At 67.7% G+C, this 18,632-nt stretch carries 18 protein-coding genes; 12 read left to right on the top strand and 6 right to left on the bottom strand.

The features are described 5' to 3' along the window. Positions 1 to 329 precede the first annotated feature (329 nt). Together LOK44_RS18555 and LOK44_RS18550 are read left to right on the top strand one after the other, a co-directional pair. Positions 330 to 779, top strand: coding sequence for an Rrf2 family transcriptional regulator (locus tag LOK44_RS18555; RefSeq protein WP_237571586.1), 450 nt, complete (start codon positions 330 to 332; stop codon positions 777 to 779). A gap of 25 nt (positions 780 to 804) precedes the next feature. Continuing rightward, positions 805 to 1,302, top strand: coding sequence for a GNAT family N-acetyltransferase (locus LOK44_RS18550; RefSeq protein WP_237571585.1), 498 nt, complete (start codon positions 805 to 807; stop codon positions 1,300 to 1,302). Positions 1,303 to 1,313: 11 nt separating this feature from the next. Here the strand turns inward: LOK44_RS18550 and LOK44_RS18545 are convergent, their stop codons facing one another. Then, complete coding sequence (locus LOK44_RS18545) at positions 1,314 to 1,928, bottom strand: DJ-1/PfpI family protein (protein WP_237571584.1); 615 nt, start codon at positions 1,926 to 1,928, stop codon at positions 1,314 to 1,316. Between the two features lie 83 nt (positions 1,929 to 2,011). On the opposite strand from LOK44_RS18545, the gene LOK44_RS18540 reads away from it, so the two are divergent. From LOK44_RS18540 to LOK44_RS29795, 3 genes are read left to right on the top strand one after another with little or no spacing between them, the layout of a single operon-like run. Beyond that, positions 2,012 to 3,349 carry an aminotransferase-like domain-containing protein gene (locus LOK44_RS18540; RefSeq protein ID WP_237571583.1) on the top strand — a complete coding sequence of 446 codons (1,338 nt, stop codon included), beginning with the start codon at positions 2,012 to 2,014 and terminating at the stop codon, positions 3,347 to 3,349. A 55-nt stretch (positions 3,350 to 3,404) separates the two neighbouring features. Beyond that, positions 3,405 to 3,782: an isocitrate lyase/phosphoenolpyruvate mutase family protein gene (locus tag LOK44_RS29800; RefSeq protein ID WP_308192765.1), complete on the top strand. Its 378-nt coding sequence runs from the start codon at positions 3,405 to 3,407 to the stop codon at positions 3,780 to 3,782. Then, positions 3,739 to 4,248, top strand: coding sequence for an isocitrate lyase/phosphoenolpyruvate mutase family protein (locus tag LOK44_RS29795; RefSeq protein WP_308192764.1), 510 nt, complete (start codon positions 3,739 to 3,741; stop codon positions 4,246 to 4,248). The genes LOK44_RS29800 and LOK44_RS29795 overlap by 44 nt, the downstream gene beginning before the upstream one ends. 13 nt (positions 4,249 to 4,261) lie before the next feature. Here LOK44_RS29795 and LOK44_RS18530 read toward each other — a convergent pair whose 3' ends face one another. Next, positions 4,262 to 5,194: an alpha/beta hydrolase gene (locus tag LOK44_RS18530; RefSeq protein WP_237571582.1), complete on the bottom strand. Its 933-nt coding sequence runs from the start codon at positions 5,192 to 5,194 to the stop codon at positions 4,262 to 4,264. Positions 5,195 to 5,239: 45 nt separating this feature from the next. Continuing rightward, entirely contained in the window at positions 5,240 to 5,920 is a 681-nt protein-coding gene (locus LOK44_RS18525; RefSeq protein ID WP_237571581.1) for a TetR/AcrR family transcriptional regulator, read from the bottom strand. Positions 5,921 to 6,027: 107 nt separating this feature from the next. On the opposite strand from LOK44_RS18525, the gene LOK44_RS18520 reads away from it, so the two are divergent. Then, positions 6,028 to 6,771: an SDR family NAD(P)-dependent oxidoreductase gene (locus LOK44_RS18520; RefSeq protein ID WP_237571580.1), complete on the top strand. Its 744-nt coding sequence runs from the start codon at positions 6,028 to 6,030 to the stop codon at positions 6,769 to 6,771. On the opposite strand, the gene LOK44_RS18515 is transcribed toward LOK44_RS18520, so the two are convergent. Then, positions 6,768 to 7,307 (bottom strand): TetR/AcrR family transcriptional regulator, encoded by a 540-nt coding sequence (locus LOK44_RS18515; protein ID WP_237571579.1) that lies wholly within the window; start codon positions 7,305 to 7,307, stop codon positions 6,768 to 6,770. The genes LOK44_RS18520 and LOK44_RS18515 overlap by 4 nt on opposite strands. A gap of 101 nt (positions 7,308 to 7,408) precedes the next feature. On the opposite strand from LOK44_RS18515, the gene LOK44_RS18510 reads away from it, so the two are divergent. Continuing rightward, positions 7,409 to 8,149 carry an SDR family oxidoreductase gene (locus tag LOK44_RS18510; protein ID WP_237571578.1) on the top strand — a complete coding sequence of 247 codons (741 nt, stop codon included), beginning with the start codon at positions 7,409 to 7,411 and terminating at the stop codon, positions 8,147 to 8,149. A 17-nt stretch (positions 8,150 to 8,166) separates the two neighbouring features. Here LOK44_RS18510 and LOK44_RS18505 read toward each other — a convergent pair whose 3' ends face one another. Then, positions 8,167 to 9,003 (bottom strand): helix-turn-helix transcriptional regulator, encoded by an 837-nt coding sequence (locus LOK44_RS18505; protein WP_237571577.1) that lies wholly within the window; start codon positions 9,001 to 9,003, stop codon positions 8,167 to 8,169. Between the two features lie 215 nt (positions 9,004 to 9,218). On the opposite strand from LOK44_RS18505, the gene LOK44_RS18500 reads away from it, so the two are divergent. Then, positions 9,219 to 10,604, top strand: coding sequence for an MFS transporter (locus LOK44_RS18500; protein ID WP_237571576.1), 1,386 nt, complete (start codon positions 9,219 to 9,221; stop codon positions 10,602 to 10,604). Here LOK44_RS18500 and LOK44_RS18495 read toward each other — a convergent pair. Beyond that, positions 10,574 to 11,431 (bottom strand): helix-turn-helix transcriptional regulator, encoded by an 858-nt coding sequence (locus LOK44_RS18495; protein WP_237571575.1) that lies wholly within the window; start codon positions 11,429 to 11,431, stop codon positions 10,574 to 10,576. The genes LOK44_RS18500 and LOK44_RS18495 overlap by 31 nt on opposite strands. Positions 11,432 to 11,516: 85 nt before the next feature. On the opposite strand from LOK44_RS18495, the gene LOK44_RS18490 reads away from it, so the two are divergent. From LOK44_RS18490 to LOK44_RS18475, 4 genes are all read left to right on the top strand, one after another. After that, positions 11,517 to 12,257 carry an SDR family oxidoreductase gene (locus tag LOK44_RS18490; RefSeq protein WP_237571574.1) on the top strand — a complete coding sequence of 247 codons (741 nt, stop codon included), beginning with the start codon at positions 11,517 to 11,519 and terminating at the stop codon, positions 12,255 to 12,257. A gap of 134 nt (positions 12,258 to 12,391) precedes the next feature. After that, positions 12,392 to 13,333, top strand: coding sequence for an SDR family oxidoreductase (locus tag LOK44_RS18485; RefSeq protein ID WP_237571573.1), 942 nt, complete (start codon positions 12,392 to 12,394; stop codon positions 13,331 to 13,333). Positions 13,334 to 13,378: 45 nt separating this feature from the next. Next, a complete protein-coding gene (locus LOK44_RS18480; RefSeq protein ID WP_237571572.1) occupies positions 13,379 to 14,032 on the top strand; it encodes a TetR/AcrR family transcriptional regulator in 654 nt (217 codons plus the stop codon). Between the two features lie 47 nt (positions 14,033 to 14,079). Further along, on the top strand, positions 14,080 to 18,618 hold the full coding sequence (locus LOK44_RS18475; protein ID WP_237571571.1) for an ATP-dependent helicase: 4,539 nt from the start codon (positions 14,080 to 14,082) through the stop codon (positions 18,616 to 18,618). The last annotated feature ends 14 nt before the right edge of the window (positions 18,619 to 18,632 follow it).

The following is an 18,632-nucleotide window of genomic DNA, read 5'->3' as shown; positions in this document are numbered from 1 at the left end:
CCGGCAGCGCGAGTTCTTCGAGTGATGTCGGCCGTCGCCCGGTCAGGTCGCGCACGGCCGTGGTGACGTCGGCAAGGTAGCCCTCGCGAGGTGGTCCGGTGCGGCGAGGGCGGGGTTGGCTGGCAGGGGATTCGGGACCGACGTGTAGACGCCGTGACGCACCCCGGCTTCCACGAGCGGTGAAGCTGGACAGCGATTCAACCGTCCGGCTCATCAGCACGACCTCTGCCGGATCAACACGTGACTACCTCCTTGATTCGCAATCACGCTGATTGCGAATATCGACCCGAACTGTAGTCATGTCGGTTGCGATATGGCAAGCTTGAATGGTGGCAACACCGACCAATACGCAGTTCGCCGTGGCGGTCCACGTTCTGACCTACTTGGCAGGCACCGACGTTCCAGGCCCGGTCAGCTCCGACGAACTCGCCGCGAGCGTCAACGCCAGCCCCGTCTATGTGCGTCGGGTGCTCACCCCCTTACGGGAATCGGGCCTCGTGGCTTCCACACCTGGCGCCCGTGGGGGCTGGGTGCTCAGCCGGGCGGCGGAGACGATGACCCTCGCCGAGGTCTGGCGACTAGTCCAGGGCGACGACCCGGTGCTGGGGCTGCACGGCCCAAACCCTCGGTGCCCCACCGGCCTCGGCGTAAACCGAGCATTGGCCGCGCTGGATCGCGAACTCGCCGACGCCGTCGAGGCACGACTCGGGGAGGTCACCGTCGCCGACGTGCTTCGCGACGCACTGACAGTGGGAAAGATGGGACGGCGACCACGGTGATCAGCTCACGTCTTGGAGGTCGCTAGTGCAGATCCGTACCGCCGAACGGCCCGACATTCCCGAGATCGCCGAGTTCTTCCGCCTGATCGTGGCCGACGGCGAGAGTTACGCATGCCCCGAACCCCTGTCCGACGACGACGTCGAGCGGTTGTGGCTGGAACCGCCTCCCGCGCACGCAATCGTCGCCGTCGACGACCACGGAGGCATCGTCGGCACCGCGAAGATGGGGCCGAACCGACCGGGGCGCGGCAGCCATGTCGGGACGGCGAGCTTCATGGTGGACCCGCGGGCGGGCACCCGCGGCGTCGGGCGCGCCATGGCCGAGTGGGTCATCGACTGGCACGAGCGCAACGGCTTCGCCGCCATCCAATTCAACGCCGTCGTCGAGACGAATCACCGGGCGGTCGCCCTGTGGCAGTCCCTCGGCTTCACCATCGTGGGCACCGTGCCTGGCGCGTTCCGGTCACGTACCCACGGGATGGTGGGACTGCACGTCATGCATCTTCCGTTGCCCAGGGGTTGACCCGCGAGCACTCAGACGTGCACGGCCGGCAGGTAATTCGCGATGTTGCGCCACGCGCGCTCGACGTACTCGTCCTTCTCTCCGACGGGTGCGAAGTAGTGCAGCGCGTCGTTGGCTGCGTCCCTACCCGCGAGACGGGCGATGATCCACGCAGCCAGATAGTGGGAGGCCAGGCAGCCGCCTGCGGTCGCGACGTTCCCTCTGGCGAAGAAGGGCTGATTGAGCACCTCGACGCCCGCGGCGACGACCCACGGCTTGGTCGTCAGATCCGTACACGCTGGGACATCTTGGAGCAGATCGAGTTTCGCCAAGACCAGCGCACCAGAACACTGTCCGGCGATGAGCTGGCGAGACGCGTCCAAACGTCGCAGCGTGTTCATGATGGTGCGGTCTTCGACGACGTCACGGGTGGCGATGCCGCTGCCCACGATGACGGCGTCGGCGTCGCACGCTTCGTCTAAATCGGCCATCCGTTCGACGACCACGCCGTTCATCGACCGCACTCGCGGCGACGGGGTCGCGATGGTGACGCGCCAGTCGTCTCGCTGCACGCGGTTGAGCACGCCGAGGGCGATCAGTGAGTCGAGTTCGTTGTAGCCCTCGAAGGTGAGGATCGCGATGTGCACGGTCAGTCCTTTCGCCTGTGCCGATCACCGTATGGACGACCACGCAGGACGGTCAAAGAATTGTCCTGCATACAATCGGCCCCATGGCCGTGGCCAGGTACAAGCGCGTGGTCGACGCGCTGGCGGCCGACATTCGCACGGGACGAATGCCGGCCGGAACGAGGCTGCCCACGCACCGACAACTGGCAGTTCGCGAGGGCATCGCCGTGGCCACCGCGACCCGCGTCTACGCCGAGTTGGGATCGATGGGCCTGGTCAGTGGCGAGCAGGGCCGCGGTACCTTCGTCCGCGACCTCGCGCTGCCCGCCGGACACGGCATCGACCAGCACGCCGTGGCAGCCGACGCCATCGACCTCAACTTCAACTATCCGGCACTGCCCGGCCAAGCCGACCTGCTGCGGCACGCACTGCGGGACCTCGCCACGTCGGGCGACCTAGAGTCGCTGCTGCGCTACCAGCCCCACGGCGGCCGTCCCCACGAGAGGGCCACCGTCGCCCGGCATCTGCGTCGACGCGGCCTCCGCGTCGGCGCCGACGAAGTTCTCCTGGTCTCCGGCGCGCAGCACGGCCTGGCCGTGAGCGCGCTGGCACTGTTGCAACCGGGGGACGTCGTCGCGGTGGACGCCCTCACCTACCCCGGGTTCAAGGTGCTCGCCGAATCACTGCGGTTCGAACTCGCTCCGCTGCCGATAACCCCGGGCGGGCCGGATCTCGATGCCCTCGAACGGCTTTGCGCGCAGCGGCACATCACCGCCGTGTACACCATGCCGACTCTGCACAATCCGCTCGGATGGGTGATGGACGCCGCCGCGCGTGCCCGGCTGGTCGACACGGCGCGCAGATTCGGACTCCTGATCATCGAAGATGCGGCGTACGCCTACCTCGTCGAGAAGCCACCGCCACCGCTCGCCGCGCTTGCGCCGGACATCACCGTCTACGTGTCGGGACTGTCGAAGAACGTGGCGACCGGCCTGCGCGTCGGGTTCATCGCAGCACCACCGACACTCGTTCCGGCGATCGAACGCGCGATCCGCGCCACCACCTGGAACACCCCGGCCATCACCACTGCGATCGCCTGCCGGTGGCTGGACGACGGTGTCGTCACCCGGCTCGAGCGGGAGAAGCGACTCGACGCCCGCGAGCGGCAGTCTCTCGCCCTCGAAGCCATGGCCGGGCTAGCACATGTCGGCCACAGGTCGTCGTACTTCCTCTGGCTCCCGCTCGCCGAAGAGTCGCGGGCAGACCGCCTGGTGGCCGCCCTTGCAGAACAGAACATCTCGGTGTCCACGGCCGAACCCTTCACCACCTCGACGCACCAGCCGCAGGCCATCCGGCTGGCGCTGGGATCCACCGACCTCGACACCCTTCGCGAGACGCTGGCCATCGTCCGTCAAGCCGTCGACGACGACGCCTACCTCTAAGTGCCCGCTTCTAATCCCTTGATCTAAGTAGGCACTGAGCCGTTGAATGAGGCTCGTGACCGACGAACCGCACACCGGCAAGAGCGCGACACCCTTCGGCCGGTTGCACGAGCAGGGCTGCTTCGTGATCCCGAACCCCTGGGATGCCGGGACGGCGATTGCGTTGGCCGGCATCGGTTTCCCAGCATTGGCGACGACCAGCGCCGGGGCGGCCTTCGCACGGGGACTTCCCGACGACCTGACGGCGCTCGGCGTCGACGACGTACTGGCCAACGTCGCAGCGATCGTCGAGGCGACACCGCTTCCCGTGAACGCCGACTTCCAGTCCGGCTACGCCGAGGACCTCGATGGGCTAGCCGCCAAACGTCAGGCGATGCGTCGAGACCGGTGTGGCCGGGCTCTCCATCGAAGACGTGCATGGCCACGGCGATGATCCCGTGTATGCGCTGGAGGTCGCGACGGAGCGGGTGCGCGTCGCACGAGCCGCCATCGACGCGTCGAATCCGCACGTCCTGCTGACGGGCCGTGCAGAGTGCTTCCTCTACGGACATCCGGACCCACTGCGCGAAGCCATCACGCGACTGCAGGCATTCGCCGATGCCGGCGCCGACGTGCTGTACGCACCCGGTGTCCGATCGCGAAGTGACATCGCCGAGTTGGTCGATGCGCTGCGCCCGCATCCGGTCAACGTTCTGATGGGATCGGATACCGGTCTGCGGGTCAGCGACCTCGAAGAGCTGGGCGTGCGGCGGATCAGTCTGGGCTCTGCGCTCACCAGGGTGGCATGGGGTGCGTTCCTGCGGACTGCGCGCGAGGTGGCCGACACGGGCTCGTTCATGGGCCTCGGCGACGCGGCGAGCTTTGACGAACTGAATCAACTGTTCGCCAGGGATCGCTGACCAACCCCGCGGGTCATCGGGCGGCGAGGTGCTCGCCGAAGAAACCGGCCAGGCGGTCGACGGCTCGGTCGACGTACTCGGGGACGTCGTACATCTCGTAGTGGCCGGCGCCCTCCAGGACCATCAGGTCGACTGGATTGGGCGCCATCTGCCACAGGGTCAGGCCCGCCTGGTACGACCCGGTGACCCCCTCACGCCCCGCGAGGACGACCTGTAGCGGCTGGGTCACTAGCTGATCGACGAGGTGGAAGGCGTCGTAACCCATCAATAGCGCGTCACTGCGCACGAGCCGGCGGTTCGTCGAACGTGGGTGCGCCCCACGGGGAGTCCGGTAGTAGGTGATTGCCTGGACGTTGTCGATGTCACTGATCCCGGCCGCTGCTGCGTCCTCGAGCGTGTCGGGAAGCCACGGGACGCGACCCGATTCTCCGGCCTGGGCCTCGCGGGTCCGTACCGTCGCCATGTCGTCGAGGGCTACGGCGGGTCCGTCGGGGTGGAACCCCGCCGAGCGCCACGCGTCGCCGATGTTGACGGGCACCACGGTGCCCACCGCACGAATGCGGTGATCGGTCCGGGCGGTGTGCACGGCGTAGCCGCCACCGGCGCAGATCCCGAGCACGCCTATGCGATCGGCATCGACGCCCGGCATGACGTCCAGGGCGTCGATGACGTATGAGATGTCCTCACTGCGCTCATACGGGTCCTCGAGATCCCTGTCAGCACCCCCACTCTCACCCTGGTGGGCCGGATCGAACGCCACCGCAACGATGCCGTGCGCGGCCAGCCGGGAGGCGTAGTTCGCCCCGATCTGCTCCTTGACGCTGCTACCGGGTGTCGACAGCACGACCGCCGGGTACGACCGCGATTCGTCGAAGTCGTTGGGCAGGTGCAGGTTCGCCGCGAGGGCGAATGTGCCGCGGGGGATCTGGATGGCTCGGGTCGTCACGTTCGGGCTCCGTTGGGGCATCTGATGTGCAACCGGATTGGCTGCTCATCGATTCCGCGGCGCGGTCTTGCGGCCACGAACCCGCTTCGGGCTCGAGGTAGACCCGTCCCCAGGCTCCTTGGCGACAAGGTGACTCGCGAGCCCCGCCAGTGCCACGTCGACCACGGCGTCCAGCCTCGCCGAGTCCACTCCCGCGGCGGCATGCACGGCGATCCCCTGTCCGACCGTCACGGCGTAACCCGCCAGGGCTGCGGTGTTGACACCGGGCTGGGTGGCGTCGACCGTCTGCGAGAGTGCCTTCGCCACAGCATCTTCAAGGCCCTGACGATACTCGGCAAGAAGCAGCGGAATGCGCGCGTTGTCTGGCGCGCACGATAGCCCACCTTGGATGGACAGGCATCCCGCCACGCTCCCCCGGGTAGCCGACTCCGCCACCGACCGCAGATACGATTCGAGGACCTCGTACGTGGTGGACTTGGCCAGCACCGCATCGAGGCGTACTCGATACAACAGGCCATAACGCTCCAGCGCACGGACGAAGAGCTCTTCCTTACTACCGAAGACGGCGTACATACTCGGCTTGTTGATGCCCATGGCCCGCGTCAGTTCGGTCAGTGACGCGCCCTCGTATCCGAGACGCCAGAACACGTCGATCGCTCCATCGAGCGCGTGATCCTCGTCGAACGCGCGCGGCCGGCCTCCGGCGGCCCGTCGCTCTGCGCTCATGCACGTGATCCTAGTCCCCTCGGCGACAACGACTCTCCAATTCTACCGAACGGTACAAATCTGCTAGCGTGGACATCCAACCGATCGGTACAAAATTAGGAGAACACGTGTCGAACCTCGCAGGCAAGACCGCACTCGTCACCGGAGCTACGTCGGGAATCGGCCTGGCCGGGGCACGCGCTCTCGCACGGGAGGGGGCCTACGTCTTCCTGGTGGGTCGCCGCCAAGACGCCCTCGAAGACGCCGTCACCGGGATCGGAGCCGACCGCGCCAGCTTCATTCGTGCCGACGTGACCGAGCAGTCGGATCTCGACCGCGTCGCGTCGACCATCGAAGCCACGGGACGCCGGCTCGACATCCTCTTCGCCAATGCGGGTGTCGGCGAGGTCGCAGCACTGGGGGGTCTCACCTGGGAGCACTACACCAACACGTTCAACACCAACGTTGGCGGCATCATCTTCACCGTGCAGACCGCTCTCCCGCTGCTCAACGAAGGCTCGTCGGTGATCCTGTGCGGTTCCAGCGGCGACGTGAAGGCATCTCCCGGCATGAGTGTCTACGCCGCGTCCAAGACCGCGATCCGGTCCCTGGCCCGGAGCTGGGCCGCCGAACTCGTCGACCGAGGGATTCGCGTGAACGTCGTCGCCCCGGGGGTGACGGAGACGCCGGGGCTGATCGATCTCTTCGCAGGCTCGGACGCCGGCCTCGCGGACCTCACTTCGTCGATACCGATGAAGCGCCGGGCACGCCCGGAGGAGATCGGCAGCGTGGTCACCTTCCTCGCCTCCGACGGCAGCTCGTTCATGACCGGTTCCGAGGTCTACGTGGATGGCGGAGGCAGTCAGTTCTAACGGGTCGTCAAGCCGTCGAGCAGGACGGCCAGCAGGCGCGGGGTCCGGTCTGCCCACTCCTCCTCCTCCACGTGGGCGAGGAACCAGGACAGCAGGATCACGTCGCGCGAGTCGACGTCGTCGCGCAGTACGCCGTCCGCGCGGCCCGCGGCAAGCAGCGCGGTGAGCGCCTCGCCGAGCTTGCCAGGAGTCTGCGCCCCGATGTCCTGCCACGCCGAGGCCTCGACGGCGGCGATGACCCCGAACTTCACCCGCGCGTATGCCGCCAGCTGGGTGAACCACCGCTTGAGTGCCTCGTCGGGCGAGTGCTCGTCGAGCAGCGTGTCGGCCAGGGCGACGAGTTCGTCGATTTCGCGGTCGTAGAGGGCGCGCACCAAGTCCTCGCGGGTGGCGAAGTGACGGTAGAGGGTGCCCTGCCCCAGCCCCGCCCGCTTGGCGACCGCACTGAGCTTGAGTTCGCCCGGCTCGGTGATGAGTTCCCGTGCGGCCTCGATGATCAACGCTCGATTGCGAGCCGCGTCGCTCCGTTCCGCCATGCCCTCCCCCGACGTTCGACCCACTAGCCGACTTGCAAACGGACATTTTGTCCGCTTTGATGAAGCGGACAAGTCGTCCGCATCGCTTCTGGAGGTTAGTCATGGGTCCACTCGACGACAAGGTGGTGGCGATAACCGGCGCCAGCAGCGGCATCGGCGCCGCGACCGCACGGCGGCTGGCAACCCGGGGGGCCGCCGTCGTACTCGGGGCCCGCCGCGCCGACCGCCTCGACGCCCTTGCGGCGGAGATCGGGGCGGCCGGGGGTCGGGCAATTGGAGTCACGGTGGACGTCACCCGCGCCGAGGACCTGGAGCGGCTCGTCGAAACCGCCGTTGCAGCGTACGGCCGGCTCGACGTGCTGGTGAGCAACGCAGGCATCGGGCCGATCTCACCGATGTCGGCTCGTCGCCGAACGGACTGGGACGCGATGATCGACGTGAACCTACGCGGCGTCCTGCACGGCATCGACGCCGCGCTGCCCATCTTCGAAGCACAGCGTCGCGGTCACTTCGTCACCATCGTCTCCACCGCCGGACTGAAGATCGTGCCCACGATGGCGGTGTACGGCGCCACCAAGAACGCCGTCCGCACCGTCCTGGAGGGGCTGCGTCAGGAGTCCACCGACGGGACGCTGAAGACCACGGCGATCTCGCCGGGCTACGTGCGCACCGAGTTCGGCGACTCCATCACCGACCCCGCCATACGCGACGAGATCGGCCGCGGCATGGAGGCGTTCGCACTCGACCCCGACGCGGTCGCACGGGCGATCGAGTTCGCCGTCGACCAACCTTGGGAGGTCGAGATCGGCGAAATGTCCATCCGGCCAACCGTGCAGGGGTGATCTGGACCTCTTCGGCATCAGAGCGACTGTGCCCCAATGACTCTCAAGACCTCCAGCTTCTCGTAGCTCTCGCTCCCCGGAGTCGCCGTGTACACCATCAGGGAGTGACCCTGGGCGGGGTCGATGAGCCGTTGGCAGTTCAACTCCAAAGCGCCGACCTCGGGGTGGACGAAGTGCTTGACGTCGTGCGGTCGTATACCGATCTCGTGGTCCCCCCACAGGCGACGGAACTCCTCGTTGCTCTCCAGGAGCAGGTTGGCGAGCTGCGCGGCTCGCGAACTCGGCCCGCGGAGCGTTACGAACTCGCGCAATCCCGAGGCGTACATCCGAGACATGAACGGATGCTCCTCGGGTGCATACCTCGCCCGCGCCGCCGGGTCGGTGAACCATCGGTAGCCGCTACTGCGGGAGGGTCCGGTGTATCGGGTGGTGTCGCCGTTGAGTGCGACACCCATCGCCGTCTGCCGCAGCGTCTCGCCGAGTTCGGTGACGATCTCCGCGGGAGTGTCTTCGAGCCGATCGAGGATGCGCAACATGCCCGGGCTGATGTGTTCGCTCGACGTTCCCCGTACCGGCGGGTTGTGCCCCGCAAGGCGGAACAGGTGGTCGCGTTCGTCGACCGACAGATGCAATCCCTGGGCGATCGACGCCAGCATCTGTTGTGACGGCTGCGGGCCACGCTCGCGTTCCAGCCGGGAGTAGTAATCGCTGGACATGTTGCAAAGCGAAGCGACTTCCTCGCGTCGCAGCCCGCTGGTCCGTCGCCGCTGCCCGCGTGGCAGGCCGACGTCTTCGGGCTGCAACGCCTCACGCCTGTTGCGGAGGAATCCCGCGAGCCCGGTTCGATCGATCACGCTGCTCACCTTCCATGTCAGAGCACTCCGTCGTTTCTACCGGTTGTTGGCCGAAGTAGTCACGGTCTACCAATCCCCCCTTACGACCCCTGCGGTGGTCTGGTCAGCCTGTGATTGATAGGTCGTGGATGGACCCGTGCCCGCCGCCGAGGATGGGGGCCACCGCCGCTCTCGTCCGCGGGGCGCCAATCGTGAGAACACAAGGAGCACAACCCATGCCACGTGCCCATCTGCGAGCCGCCGAGCCTGCCTGGACGCGAAGCCCGTGGGGTGTGGTGTTCGGCGCGGGCACGGCCGCTGCCGTAGGGCCTCAGATGTATCTCGCCACGATCGGCGTATTCGTCGCGCCGATCGCGCAAGACACCGGCTTCGGGCGCACGACGATTACCGGTTCGTTCTCGGTGGCGGCCGTCGGGATGGTCGTCGGACTAGTCATCGTCTCGCGGCTCGTCGATCGCTATGCCGCGCGCTTCGTTCTCGTACCGGCGTTCTTGCTCTTCTCGTTGTCCCTTGCGTCGATCGGCTTGGTACCGCCCGTCGAGGCTGTCTACTTCATACCCTGCTTCTTCGTCGGGTTCTTCGGCGCAGGCACCACCGTGCCCGCCACCCGAGTCGTCGTCAGCTGGTTCGACAACAATCGCGCCCTCGCCGTAGGAGTGGTCACGGGCATCATTGGGCTCGGTGCCGCGCTCGGTCCTCTTTTGGCGGGTGCACTCATCGACAGCGTGGGCTGGCGGCTTGCCTACGTCTTCATGGGCGTCATGGCAGCGTCGGTATCGGTCACCATGATCACAGTGTTCGTACGCAGGCGAGTAGAACGACACGTTCGTGGGCGGCTGGTGAACAAGGCCCACGTCGGCGACCGCGACGTCAGTCTCGAACTACCGGGTGCGACGATCCGGGAGGCGCTCCACACTCGCCAGTTCTGGGGTATCGCCATCGGGCTCAGCATGGTTGGCGTCGTGGTGTACGGCCTCCAAGTCCACCTCGTGCCGATGATGACCGACCGTGGCCTGAGCGCCGACCAGGCCGGCTCGTTGCTCGTGATCTTCGGTCTGGCTTCTCTGGTCGGCCGGGTCAGCGGCGGATTCGTCATCGATCGCGTGCATGGCTCCATCGTCGGTCCGATCGTGATCCTGGCGCCCATCCTCGGCATGTTCTTCTTGCACCCGCCCTTCTCCACCGCGGCGGTCGCGGTCGCCTTCATAGGCATTGCATTCGGGATCGAGGGCGACCTGCTCGCGCTCCTGATCACCCGCTATCTCGGCACTCGTAACTTCGGCAGCATCTTCGGACCCGTTCAGGCCGTATTCATCCTCGGCAGCGCTCTGGGTCCGCTCCTCCTCGGGCTGAGCTACGACGAGTTCGGTTCCTACGACCCGGTCATACCGGTCCTGATGGGCATCCTCATCGTCGGCGCTTTCTGCATCGCAACCCTCGGCCGCTACACGTATCCCGCAGTCAACGGGTTAGATCGCCTCGCTGCACGCGACGAACTGGCCGCGGCCGAAGTGTTGAGCGATATCGTCAAGCGCGGCGGCGCACAGAAGCGGACACCCGCCACTGAACGTCATTGGTATGTAGCCGATTCCAAGTCATGAGAACCGATGGCAATCAACGAACACAGTGCGCGGTGCGACGTCGTACCGGGGTCGGCCGTGAAGAGCACGACCGACTGATCCCGGTCCGGAATGGACAGCACGTTGCAGTGCAATTCGACCGGCCCGACCACGGAGTGGTTCAAAAACTTCATCTGGTGTCGCGGTAGCACGTTGTCGACTTCATGCCATAGCCGCTCGAACTCGACGCTCCGTGAACGCAATTCAGTGATGAGCCCGCCCAACCCGCGGTCACCGGGGTAGCGCTCGGCAGCCGCACGAAGCTGGCTGACCGCGAACTCCGCGAAGTCCTCGGTTGCGGTGACCCCGTAGTGGCGACGTGACGGGTCGGCCGTCAGGAAGAAGGCTCTCGCGAGGTTCCGCTCGGGATTCACCTGCGCCGAGAAATCCTCGAAGAGCGCGTGCGCCAGCGGGTTCAACGCGAGTACGTCGAACTTCGCATTCAGGATGATCGCGGCGGTCCCGGGCATGCGGTCGATGAGATCGAGAACACTTGGCGTGACGTCGCTTCGCAGGGTTTTATCGTCGCGCTCGGGTGAGCGTCCCGACAGGGTGAACAGCAGCGTTCGTTCCTCGTCGCTCAATCTCAGCGCATTGCTGAGACTGCCGATCACCGCCGCCGATGGGCGGGGGCCACGGGCCTGCTCCAGGCGGGCGTAGTACGACGCCGAGATGTGCGCCAGCGCTGCGAGTTCCTCCCGCCTCAAACCGCCGGTCCGACGCGGTCCAACATCGGCCACACCGACGTCGGTCGGCCGAAGCAGAGCCCGGCGACTTCGCAGGAAACGCGCCAGCGGCCGTTGGTCCATGACCCCAGTATGCCGCTGGACCGCGATCGCTGACAGACACAATTCGTGTCTGGCAGTCCGACGGCGCCCGGACGATGGTGGTCGTATGAACACGACGTCGAATATCGTCCTCGTCACCGGCGGGAACAAGGGGATCGGTAACCACATCGTCAACCAACTCGCGCAGCAGGGAGCGCACGTGTATCTCGCGGCCCGCGACGAACGCCGCGGTCAAGCGGCCGCTGACCTCCTCAGGGAGCAGAACCTCGACGTCGACTTCGTTCGACTCGACGTCACCGACGCCGCGTCGGTCGCCACGGCAGCCAAGCAGGTCGAGGAAGCCGATGGCCGACTCGACGTCCTCGTCAACAACGCCGCCATCACCAGCGGGCTCGAGCCAGCGTCGGCAATGTCCACCGAAAACCTCCGACGGACCTACGAGACCAATGTCTTTGGCGTTGCCGCCGTCACGAACGCGTTCCTGCCCTTGCTGCGCAGATCGCGCTCCCCGCGCATCGTGAACGTGTCGAGCGGCATGGGCTCGATCAGCATGATGGCCGACCCCGACGTCGAACTGACGAAGATGAACCAAGCCGCCTACCAATCCTCGAAGGCGGCGCTCAACGCGTTGACCGTGCTGTACGCGAATGAACTGCGCGACGAAGGCGTCAAGGTGAACGCGGTCTGCCCGGGTTACCGAGCGACCGAACTCAACGGCGGACTACCGACGCCCGGGGCAGGCGACCCGGCTGACGGAGCCAGGGTGGCCGTGCGGATGGCGATGATCGACGACGACGGGCCGACCGCTCAGTTCCTCGGCGATACCGGTGCCATCTACCCGTGGTGACGGAGATCGAGCCGCCCTCGGGTGCAGCGCCATGGGGGGATCGCCGATCAGTGGATAGCCGGCCCCTGAATGCCTTCCGATGATCCTGGCACGCTCGAAACCGCGAGCGTTTCAGCGAATCTGAGGAGAAGACCATGGCGCGCAAGGCTGAAGTGGCAGTACCGGATCTGACGGGCAAGTTGGCCGTCGTCACCGGCGGTAGCGACGGCATCGGCCTCGCGCTGGCGGGACGACTGGCAGCTGCCGGCGCCGAAGTCATTCTGCCGGTGCGCAACCCGGCCAAGGGCCAACACGCCGTCGAATCCATCCGCGCCGCCCACCCCGGCGCCCGGATCAGCACGAGGCAGATGGACTTGTCGTCACTGCAGTCCGTCGCCGACGCCGCCGGCATGCTCGTCGCCGAGGACCGACCGATCCACATCCTGATCAACAACGCCGGGGTGATGAACCCGCCCACCCGCCAAACGACCAGTGACGGCTTCGAACTGCAATGGGGCACCAACCATCTCGGGCACTTCGCGCTGACCGCCCGACTGTTACCGATGTTGTCCGCCGGCAACGCCCGCGTCACCACCCAGTCCAGCGTCGCGGCACGCTCGAACGCCATCAACTGGGAGGATCCAAACTTCGAGAAGTCCTATTCTTCCGGCAAGGCCTACAGCCAATCCAAGATCGCCAACCTGATGTTCGGGCTGGAGCTGAACCGCCGAAGCCAGGTCGCCGGCTGGGGAATCACCAGCAACGTCTCCCACCCCGGGGTTACCGCCACCAACCTCCTCGCCGCCCAACCCCACATGGGCCGCGCCGCCGACACTCTCTCGGTGCGCGTCATCCGGTCGCTGGCGCGCATGGGCATCCTGGCCCAAACCGTCGACCAAGGCCTGCTGCCCGCGCTGTATGCAGCCACCCACCCCCGATCCGAGGGCGGCAAGTTCTATGGACCCAGCGGATTCCAGCACACGTCAGGTGCTCCCGCCGAACAAGACGTCTACCAACCCGCCAGCGATGCGGCCGACGCCGTGCGTCTCTGGGAACTGTCCGAAGCGCACGTCGGCCGTCAGTTCGTCCCGCACTAGATGCCGCGCACCGTTCCACGCACGCCCATCAATAGGATGGGGCGCATGGCAGCACCGGGGCGTAGGCGACTCTCGCCCGGTGACCGTCGCAACGAACTCCTCGCGCTCGGGGCCGAGGTGTTCGGGCAGCGCCCCTATGACGAGGTGCGCATCGACGAGATCGCCGAGCGGGCTGGCGTCTCACGGGCGCTGATGTACCACTACTTCCCGGACAAGCGGGCGTTCTTCGCCGCGGTCGTGCGCGCTGAGGGCGAGCGCCTGTTCGAGGCCACCAACACCCCGCCGCAGCCCGGGCAGAGCCTGTTCGACCAGTTGCGCGCCGGCGTGCTGGCCTACGTCCACTACGACGACGACCACCCGCACGGCGCATGGGCTGCCTACGTGGGAATGGGCCGGTCCGACCCGGTGCTGCGCGGCATCGACGACCTCGACAACGACCGCCAGGCCAACCGCATCTCCGCACGCATCACCGAGGCCATCGGCGACGCATTGGATCCCAAGCTCGAGCGCGACCTGCGCGTCATCGTCTACGGATGGCTGGCCTACACGTTCGAACTGTGCAGGCAGCGGGTGCTCGACCCCACGATCGACGGGGAATGGGTCGCCGACTCCTGCGCCCACGCGCTGCTCGACGCCATCGCCAGGGTGCCCAACATCCCGCCGGAACTCGCCGACGCCGTCGCGTCCGAGCGTCGCTGAGCTGGGCGGATGCCCGGCTTGTCGGTGCCGCGAGGCAACATGGTCAGATGGCCACGACCATCGACCCGCTCGCGCCGTTCAGCGCGCTGACCCGGGACTGGTTCGCGGGCACGTTCGTCGAACCCACGTCCGCCCAGGCGCAGGCCTGGGCCGCCATTGCCGGTGGTGACAACACCCTGGTCATCGCCCCGACGGGTTCCGGCAAGACGTTGGCCGCGTTCCTGTGGGCGATCGACCGGCTGGCCTCTGCGGAGCCGACCCCTGCCGGCGAACCCAAGCCGGGCACCCGGGTCCTGTACGTCTCGCCGCTCAAGGCGCTCGCCGTCGACGTCGAACGCAACCTGTCGACACCGCTGATCGGCATCACCCGCGTCGCCGAGCGACTCGGCTCACCCGTGCCGAACATCTCCGTCGGCGTCCGCTCCGGCGACACGTCCCCGGCCCGCCGTCGCGAGCTGATCAACAAGCCGCCCGACATCCTGATCACGACGCCCGAATCGTTGTTCCTCATGCTGACCTCCGCGGCCAGGGAGTCGCTGACCGACGTCACAACCGTAATCGTCGACGAGGTGCACGCCGTGGCAGGGACCAAGCGCGGAGCGCACCTCGCACTGTCGCTCGAACGGCTCGACCAACTGCTCGACAGGCCGGCCCAGCGCATTGGACTGTCCGCCACCGTCCGCCCACCCGAGGACGTCGCGCGCTTCCTGTCGGGAGCGGCACCCACGTCCATCGTCGCCCCGGCCTCCGGCAAGTCCTGGGACCTCGCCGTCCAGGTGCCGGTGCCCGACATGGCGAACCTCGAGAACAACACGATCTGGCCGGACGTCGAGGAGCGCATCGTCGACCTCATCGAGTCGCACCGCAGCTCGATCGTCTTCACCAACTCCCGCCGGCTCGCAGAGCGGCTGACGTCGCGCATCAACGAGATCTACGCCGAACGCACCGGCACCGAACTCTCCGAGGAGAAGAACCCGAAGGTCGCCGGCGGTGCGCCCGCCCACGTGATGGCCAGCGGCCAGGCCTCGGGCGCCGAGCCGCTGCTGGCCAAGGCCCACCACGGGTCGGTCAGCAAGGAGCAGCGCGCGATCGTCGAGGACGATCTCAAGTCGGGTCGGCTGCGCGCCGTCGTCGCCACGTCGAGCCTGGAACTCGGGATCGACATGGGCTCGGTCGATCTCGTCATCCAGGTCGAGGCACCACCATCGGTGGCCAGCGGCCTGCAGCGGGTGGGACGCGCGGGCCACCAGGTCGGCGAGGTGTCCCGCGGCGTGCTGTTCCCCAAGCACCGCACCGATCTGATCGATTGTGCGGTCACGGTGCAGCGCATGCTCACCGGCGAGATCGAGACCATGCGGGTGCCTGCCAACCCGCTCGACATCCTCGCCCAGCACACCATCGCCGCCGCGTCATTGGAGCCGATCGACGCCGACCGGTGGTTCGAGGTCGTCCGCCGCAGCGCACCGTTTGCGACGCTGCCGCGCAGCGCCTTCGAGGCCACGCTCGACCTGCTGAGCGGCAAGTACCCGTCGACCGAGTTCGCCGAGCTGCGGCCGCGGCTGGTCTACGACCGCGATGCGGGAACGCTGGCCGCGCGGCCGGGTGCGCAGCGGCTCGCGGTCACCTCGGGCGGTGCCATCCCCGATCGGGGTTTGTTCACCGTCTATCTGGCGACCAACGCCGACACCGAGAAGCCCTCGCGCGTGGGCGAACTCGACGAGGAGATGGTCTACGAATCGCGGCCGGGCGACGTCATCTCCCTGGGCGCAACCAGCTGGCGGATCACCGAGATCACCCACGACCGCGTGCTCGTCATCCCGGCTCCCGGCCAGCCTGCGCGGCTGCCCTACTGGCGCGGCGACGGCGTCGGTAGACCGGCCGAACTGGGCGCCGCCATCGGTGCGTTCACCGGCCAACTCGCCGGCCTCAAGCGGCCGAAGTTCGACGAGCGTTGTCAGACCATGGGTTTCAACGACTTCGCCACCGACAACCTGTACCAGCTGCTGACCGAGCAGCGCGACGCCACCGGAACGGTGCCGACCGACACCACGTTCCTCGTCGAACGGTTCCGCGACGAACTCGGCGACTGGCGGGTGATCCTGCACTCCCCCTACGGACTGCGCGTGCACGGCCCACTCGCCCTGGCCGTCGGACGCCGGCTGCGGGAGCGCTACGGGATCGACGAGAAGCCCACCGCATCCGACGACGGCATCATCGTTCGGCTGCCCGACACCGAGGACACCGCTCCCGGCGCCGAGCTGTTCGTCTTCGACGCCGACGAGATCGAACCCATCGTCACCGCGGAGGTCGGCGGGTCGGCGCTGTTCGCCTCCCGGTTCCGCGAGTGCGCCGCGCGAGCACTGCTGCTGCCGCGCCGCCATCCCGGCAAGCGGTCACCGCTGTGGCACCAGCGCCAGCGCGCCGCCCAGCTGCTCGACGTGGCCCGCAAGTACCCCGACTTCCCGATCGTGCTCGAGACCGTGCGCGAGTGTCTGCAGGACGTGTACGACGTTCCGACGCTGATCGACCTGATGAACCGGATCAGCTCGCGCCAGATCCGGATCCTCGAGGTCGAGACCTCCACCCCGTCGCCGTTCGCGGCATCGCTGCTGTTCGGCTACGTCGGGGCCTTCATGTACGAGGGCGACAGCCCGCTGGCCGAACGCCGCGCCGCCGCGCTGTCACTCGACAGCGTGCTGCTGGCCGAGCTGCTGGGTCGCGTCGAGCTGCGCGAACTGCTCGAGCCCGCCGTCATCGAGTCGACCATCAAACAGCTGCAGCACCTGACCGAGGACCGCGCGGCGCGCGACGCCGAAGCCGTCGCCGACCTGCTGCGCCTCCTCGGTCCGCTGACCGAGGCCGAGATCGTGGCACGATCGACGACCGACGACGTCGGAGGTTGGCTCGAGGGGCTGCGCACGGCGCGCCGCGCGCTCACGGTGTCGTTCGCAGGACAGACGTGGTGGGTGGCGATCGAGGACGTCGGGCTGCTGCGCGACGGCGTCGGCATCGCGGTACCCGTCGGGGTGCCCGCGAGTTTCACCGAATCGGTCGCCGACCCGCTCGGCGAACTGCTGGGCCGCTATGCCCGCACTCGTGGACCGTTCACCACGGCCGACGCCGCCACCCGGTTCGGCCTCGGGCTGCGCGTGACCTCCGACGTGCTGGGCCGGATGGCGGTCGACGGCAAGCTGGTCAAGGGCGAGTTCACTTTCGGAGCCGCCCCGGCGGCGACATCGGGTCACGAGCCGGGCGAACAGTGGTGCGACTCGGACGTTCTCAAGATCCTGCGCCGACGCTCGCTCGCCGCGCTACGCGCGCAGGTCGAGCCCGTCAGCACCGCGGCGTTCGCACGGTTCCTCTCGGCCTGGCAGCACGTCGGGTCGACCCGCAACTCCGGCGTCGACGGGCTGGCCGGCGTCATCGACCAGCTCTCCGGGGTGCCCGTCCCCGCCTCCGCGGTGGAGCCACTGGTGTTCGGCCAACGCGTCCGCGACTACCAGCCCGCCATGCTCGACGAACTGCTCGCGGCGGGCGAGGTGACCTGGTCGGGTGCCGGACCCATCGCAGGCTCGGACGGCTGGATCGCCTTCCACACCGCGGACTCGGCGCCGCTGACGCTCACGCAGCCCGCCGAGATCGACTTCACCGACACCCACCGCGAGATCATGGCCACGCTGGAGAACGGCGGCGCGTACTTCTTCCGTCAGCTCGGCTCTGCCGACGACACGGTGAAACAGGCGCTGTGGGAACTGGTTTGGGCAGGCTGGGTCACCGGTGACACGTTCGGTCCGGTCCGCGCGATGCTGGGCGGCACGCGCCGCCGGGCCGGCGGTGCGCACCGGCAGCGGCCGCAGCGGCCGCGGCTGAGCCGCTACAGCGTGGCGCACGCCCAGACGCGAACGACGGATCCGACGGTGGCGGGCCGCTGGTCGGCGCTACCGATGCCGGAGCCGGATTCGACCATCCGCAGCCACTTCTCGGCGGACCTCCTGCTGAACCGGTACGGCGTGCTGACCAAGGGCGCCGCAGAGGGACTGCCCGGCGGTTTCGCGATGCTCTACAAGGTGCTCAGCGCATTCGAGGAGGCCGGCCGGTGCCAGCGCGGCTACTTCGTCGAGTCCCTCGGCGGCGCGCAGTTCGCCGTCGCGTCGACCGTCGACCGGTTGCGCACCTATCTCGACGACGTCGACTCCGGAACCCGTGCCTACGAGTCGGTGGTGCTGGCCGCGGCCGACCCGGCCAACCCGTACGGCGCCGCTCTGCCGTGGCCGTCGCAGGGATCGCACCGACCGGGACGCAAGGCGGGTGCCCTCATCGTGCTGGTCGACGGCGAACTCGTGTGGTTCCTCGAACGCGGCGGCAGAACCCTGCTGTCGTACTCCGAGGACGCCGAAACACATCGGGCCGCCGCGGTCGCCCTTGTCGAGCTGGTGGGATCGGGACGCTTGCAGGCCCTGCTCGTCGAGAAGGTCAACGGCACGCCCGTACTCGATCCGGCCGTCGACGCGCTCGGCTCGTCGGTGGCCGACGCATTGGTGGCAGCGGGCTTCTCGCGCACGCCCCGAGGCCTGCGCTTGCGCTGAGTTCCACGTCAAAT

It is taken from the genome of Mycolicibacterium lacusdiani (genome assembly GCF_021916785.1).
Classification (GTDB): Bacteria; Actinomycetota; Actinomycetes; order Mycobacteriales; family Mycobacteriaceae; genus Mycobacterium; species Mycobacterium lacusdiani.
The sequence above is the reverse complement of the archived record's forward strand: the minus strand, read 5'-3'. Positions and strand labels throughout refer to the sequence as shown.

Coding starts and splice junctions, on each gene's coding strand:
- LOK44_RS18540 (WP_237571583.1), top strand. CDS start 2,012: ATGGCCGTGGCCAGGTACAAGCGCGTGGTCGACGCGCTGGCGGCCGAC.
- LOK44_RS18525 (WP_237571581.1), bottom strand. CDS start 5,920: ATGAGCGCAGAGCGACGGGCCGCCGGAGGCCGGCCGCGCGCGTTCGAC.
- LOK44_RS18515 (WP_237571579.1), bottom strand. CDS start 7,307: ATGGCGGAACGGAGCGACGCGGCTCGCAATCGAGCGTTGATCATCGAG.
- LOK44_RS18510 (WP_237571578.1), top strand. CDS start 7,409: ATGGGTCCACTCGACGACAAGGTGGTGGCGATAACCGGCGCCAGCAGC.
- LOK44_RS18500 (WP_237571576.1), top strand. CDS start 9,219: ATGCCACGTGCCCATCTGCGAGCCGCCGAGCCTGCCTGGACGCGAAGC.
- LOK44_RS18495 (WP_237571575.1), bottom strand. CDS start 11,431: ATGGACCAACGGCCGCTGGCGCGTTTCCTGCGAAGTCGCCGGGCTCTG.
- LOK44_RS18490 (WP_237571574.1), top strand. CDS start 11,517: ATGAACACGACGTCGAATATCGTCCTCGTCACCGGCGGGAACAAGGGG.
- LOK44_RS18485 (WP_237571573.1), top strand. CDS start 12,392: ATGGCGCGCAAGGCTGAAGTGGCAGTACCGGATCTGACGGGCAAGTTG.
- LOK44_RS18480 (WP_237571572.1), top strand. CDS start 13,379: ATGGCAGCACCGGGGCGTAGGCGACTCTCGCCCGGTGACCGTCGCAAC.
- LOK44_RS18475 (WP_237571571.1), top strand. CDS start 14,080: ATGGCCACGACCATCGACCCGCTCGCGCCGTTCAGCGCGCTGACCCGG.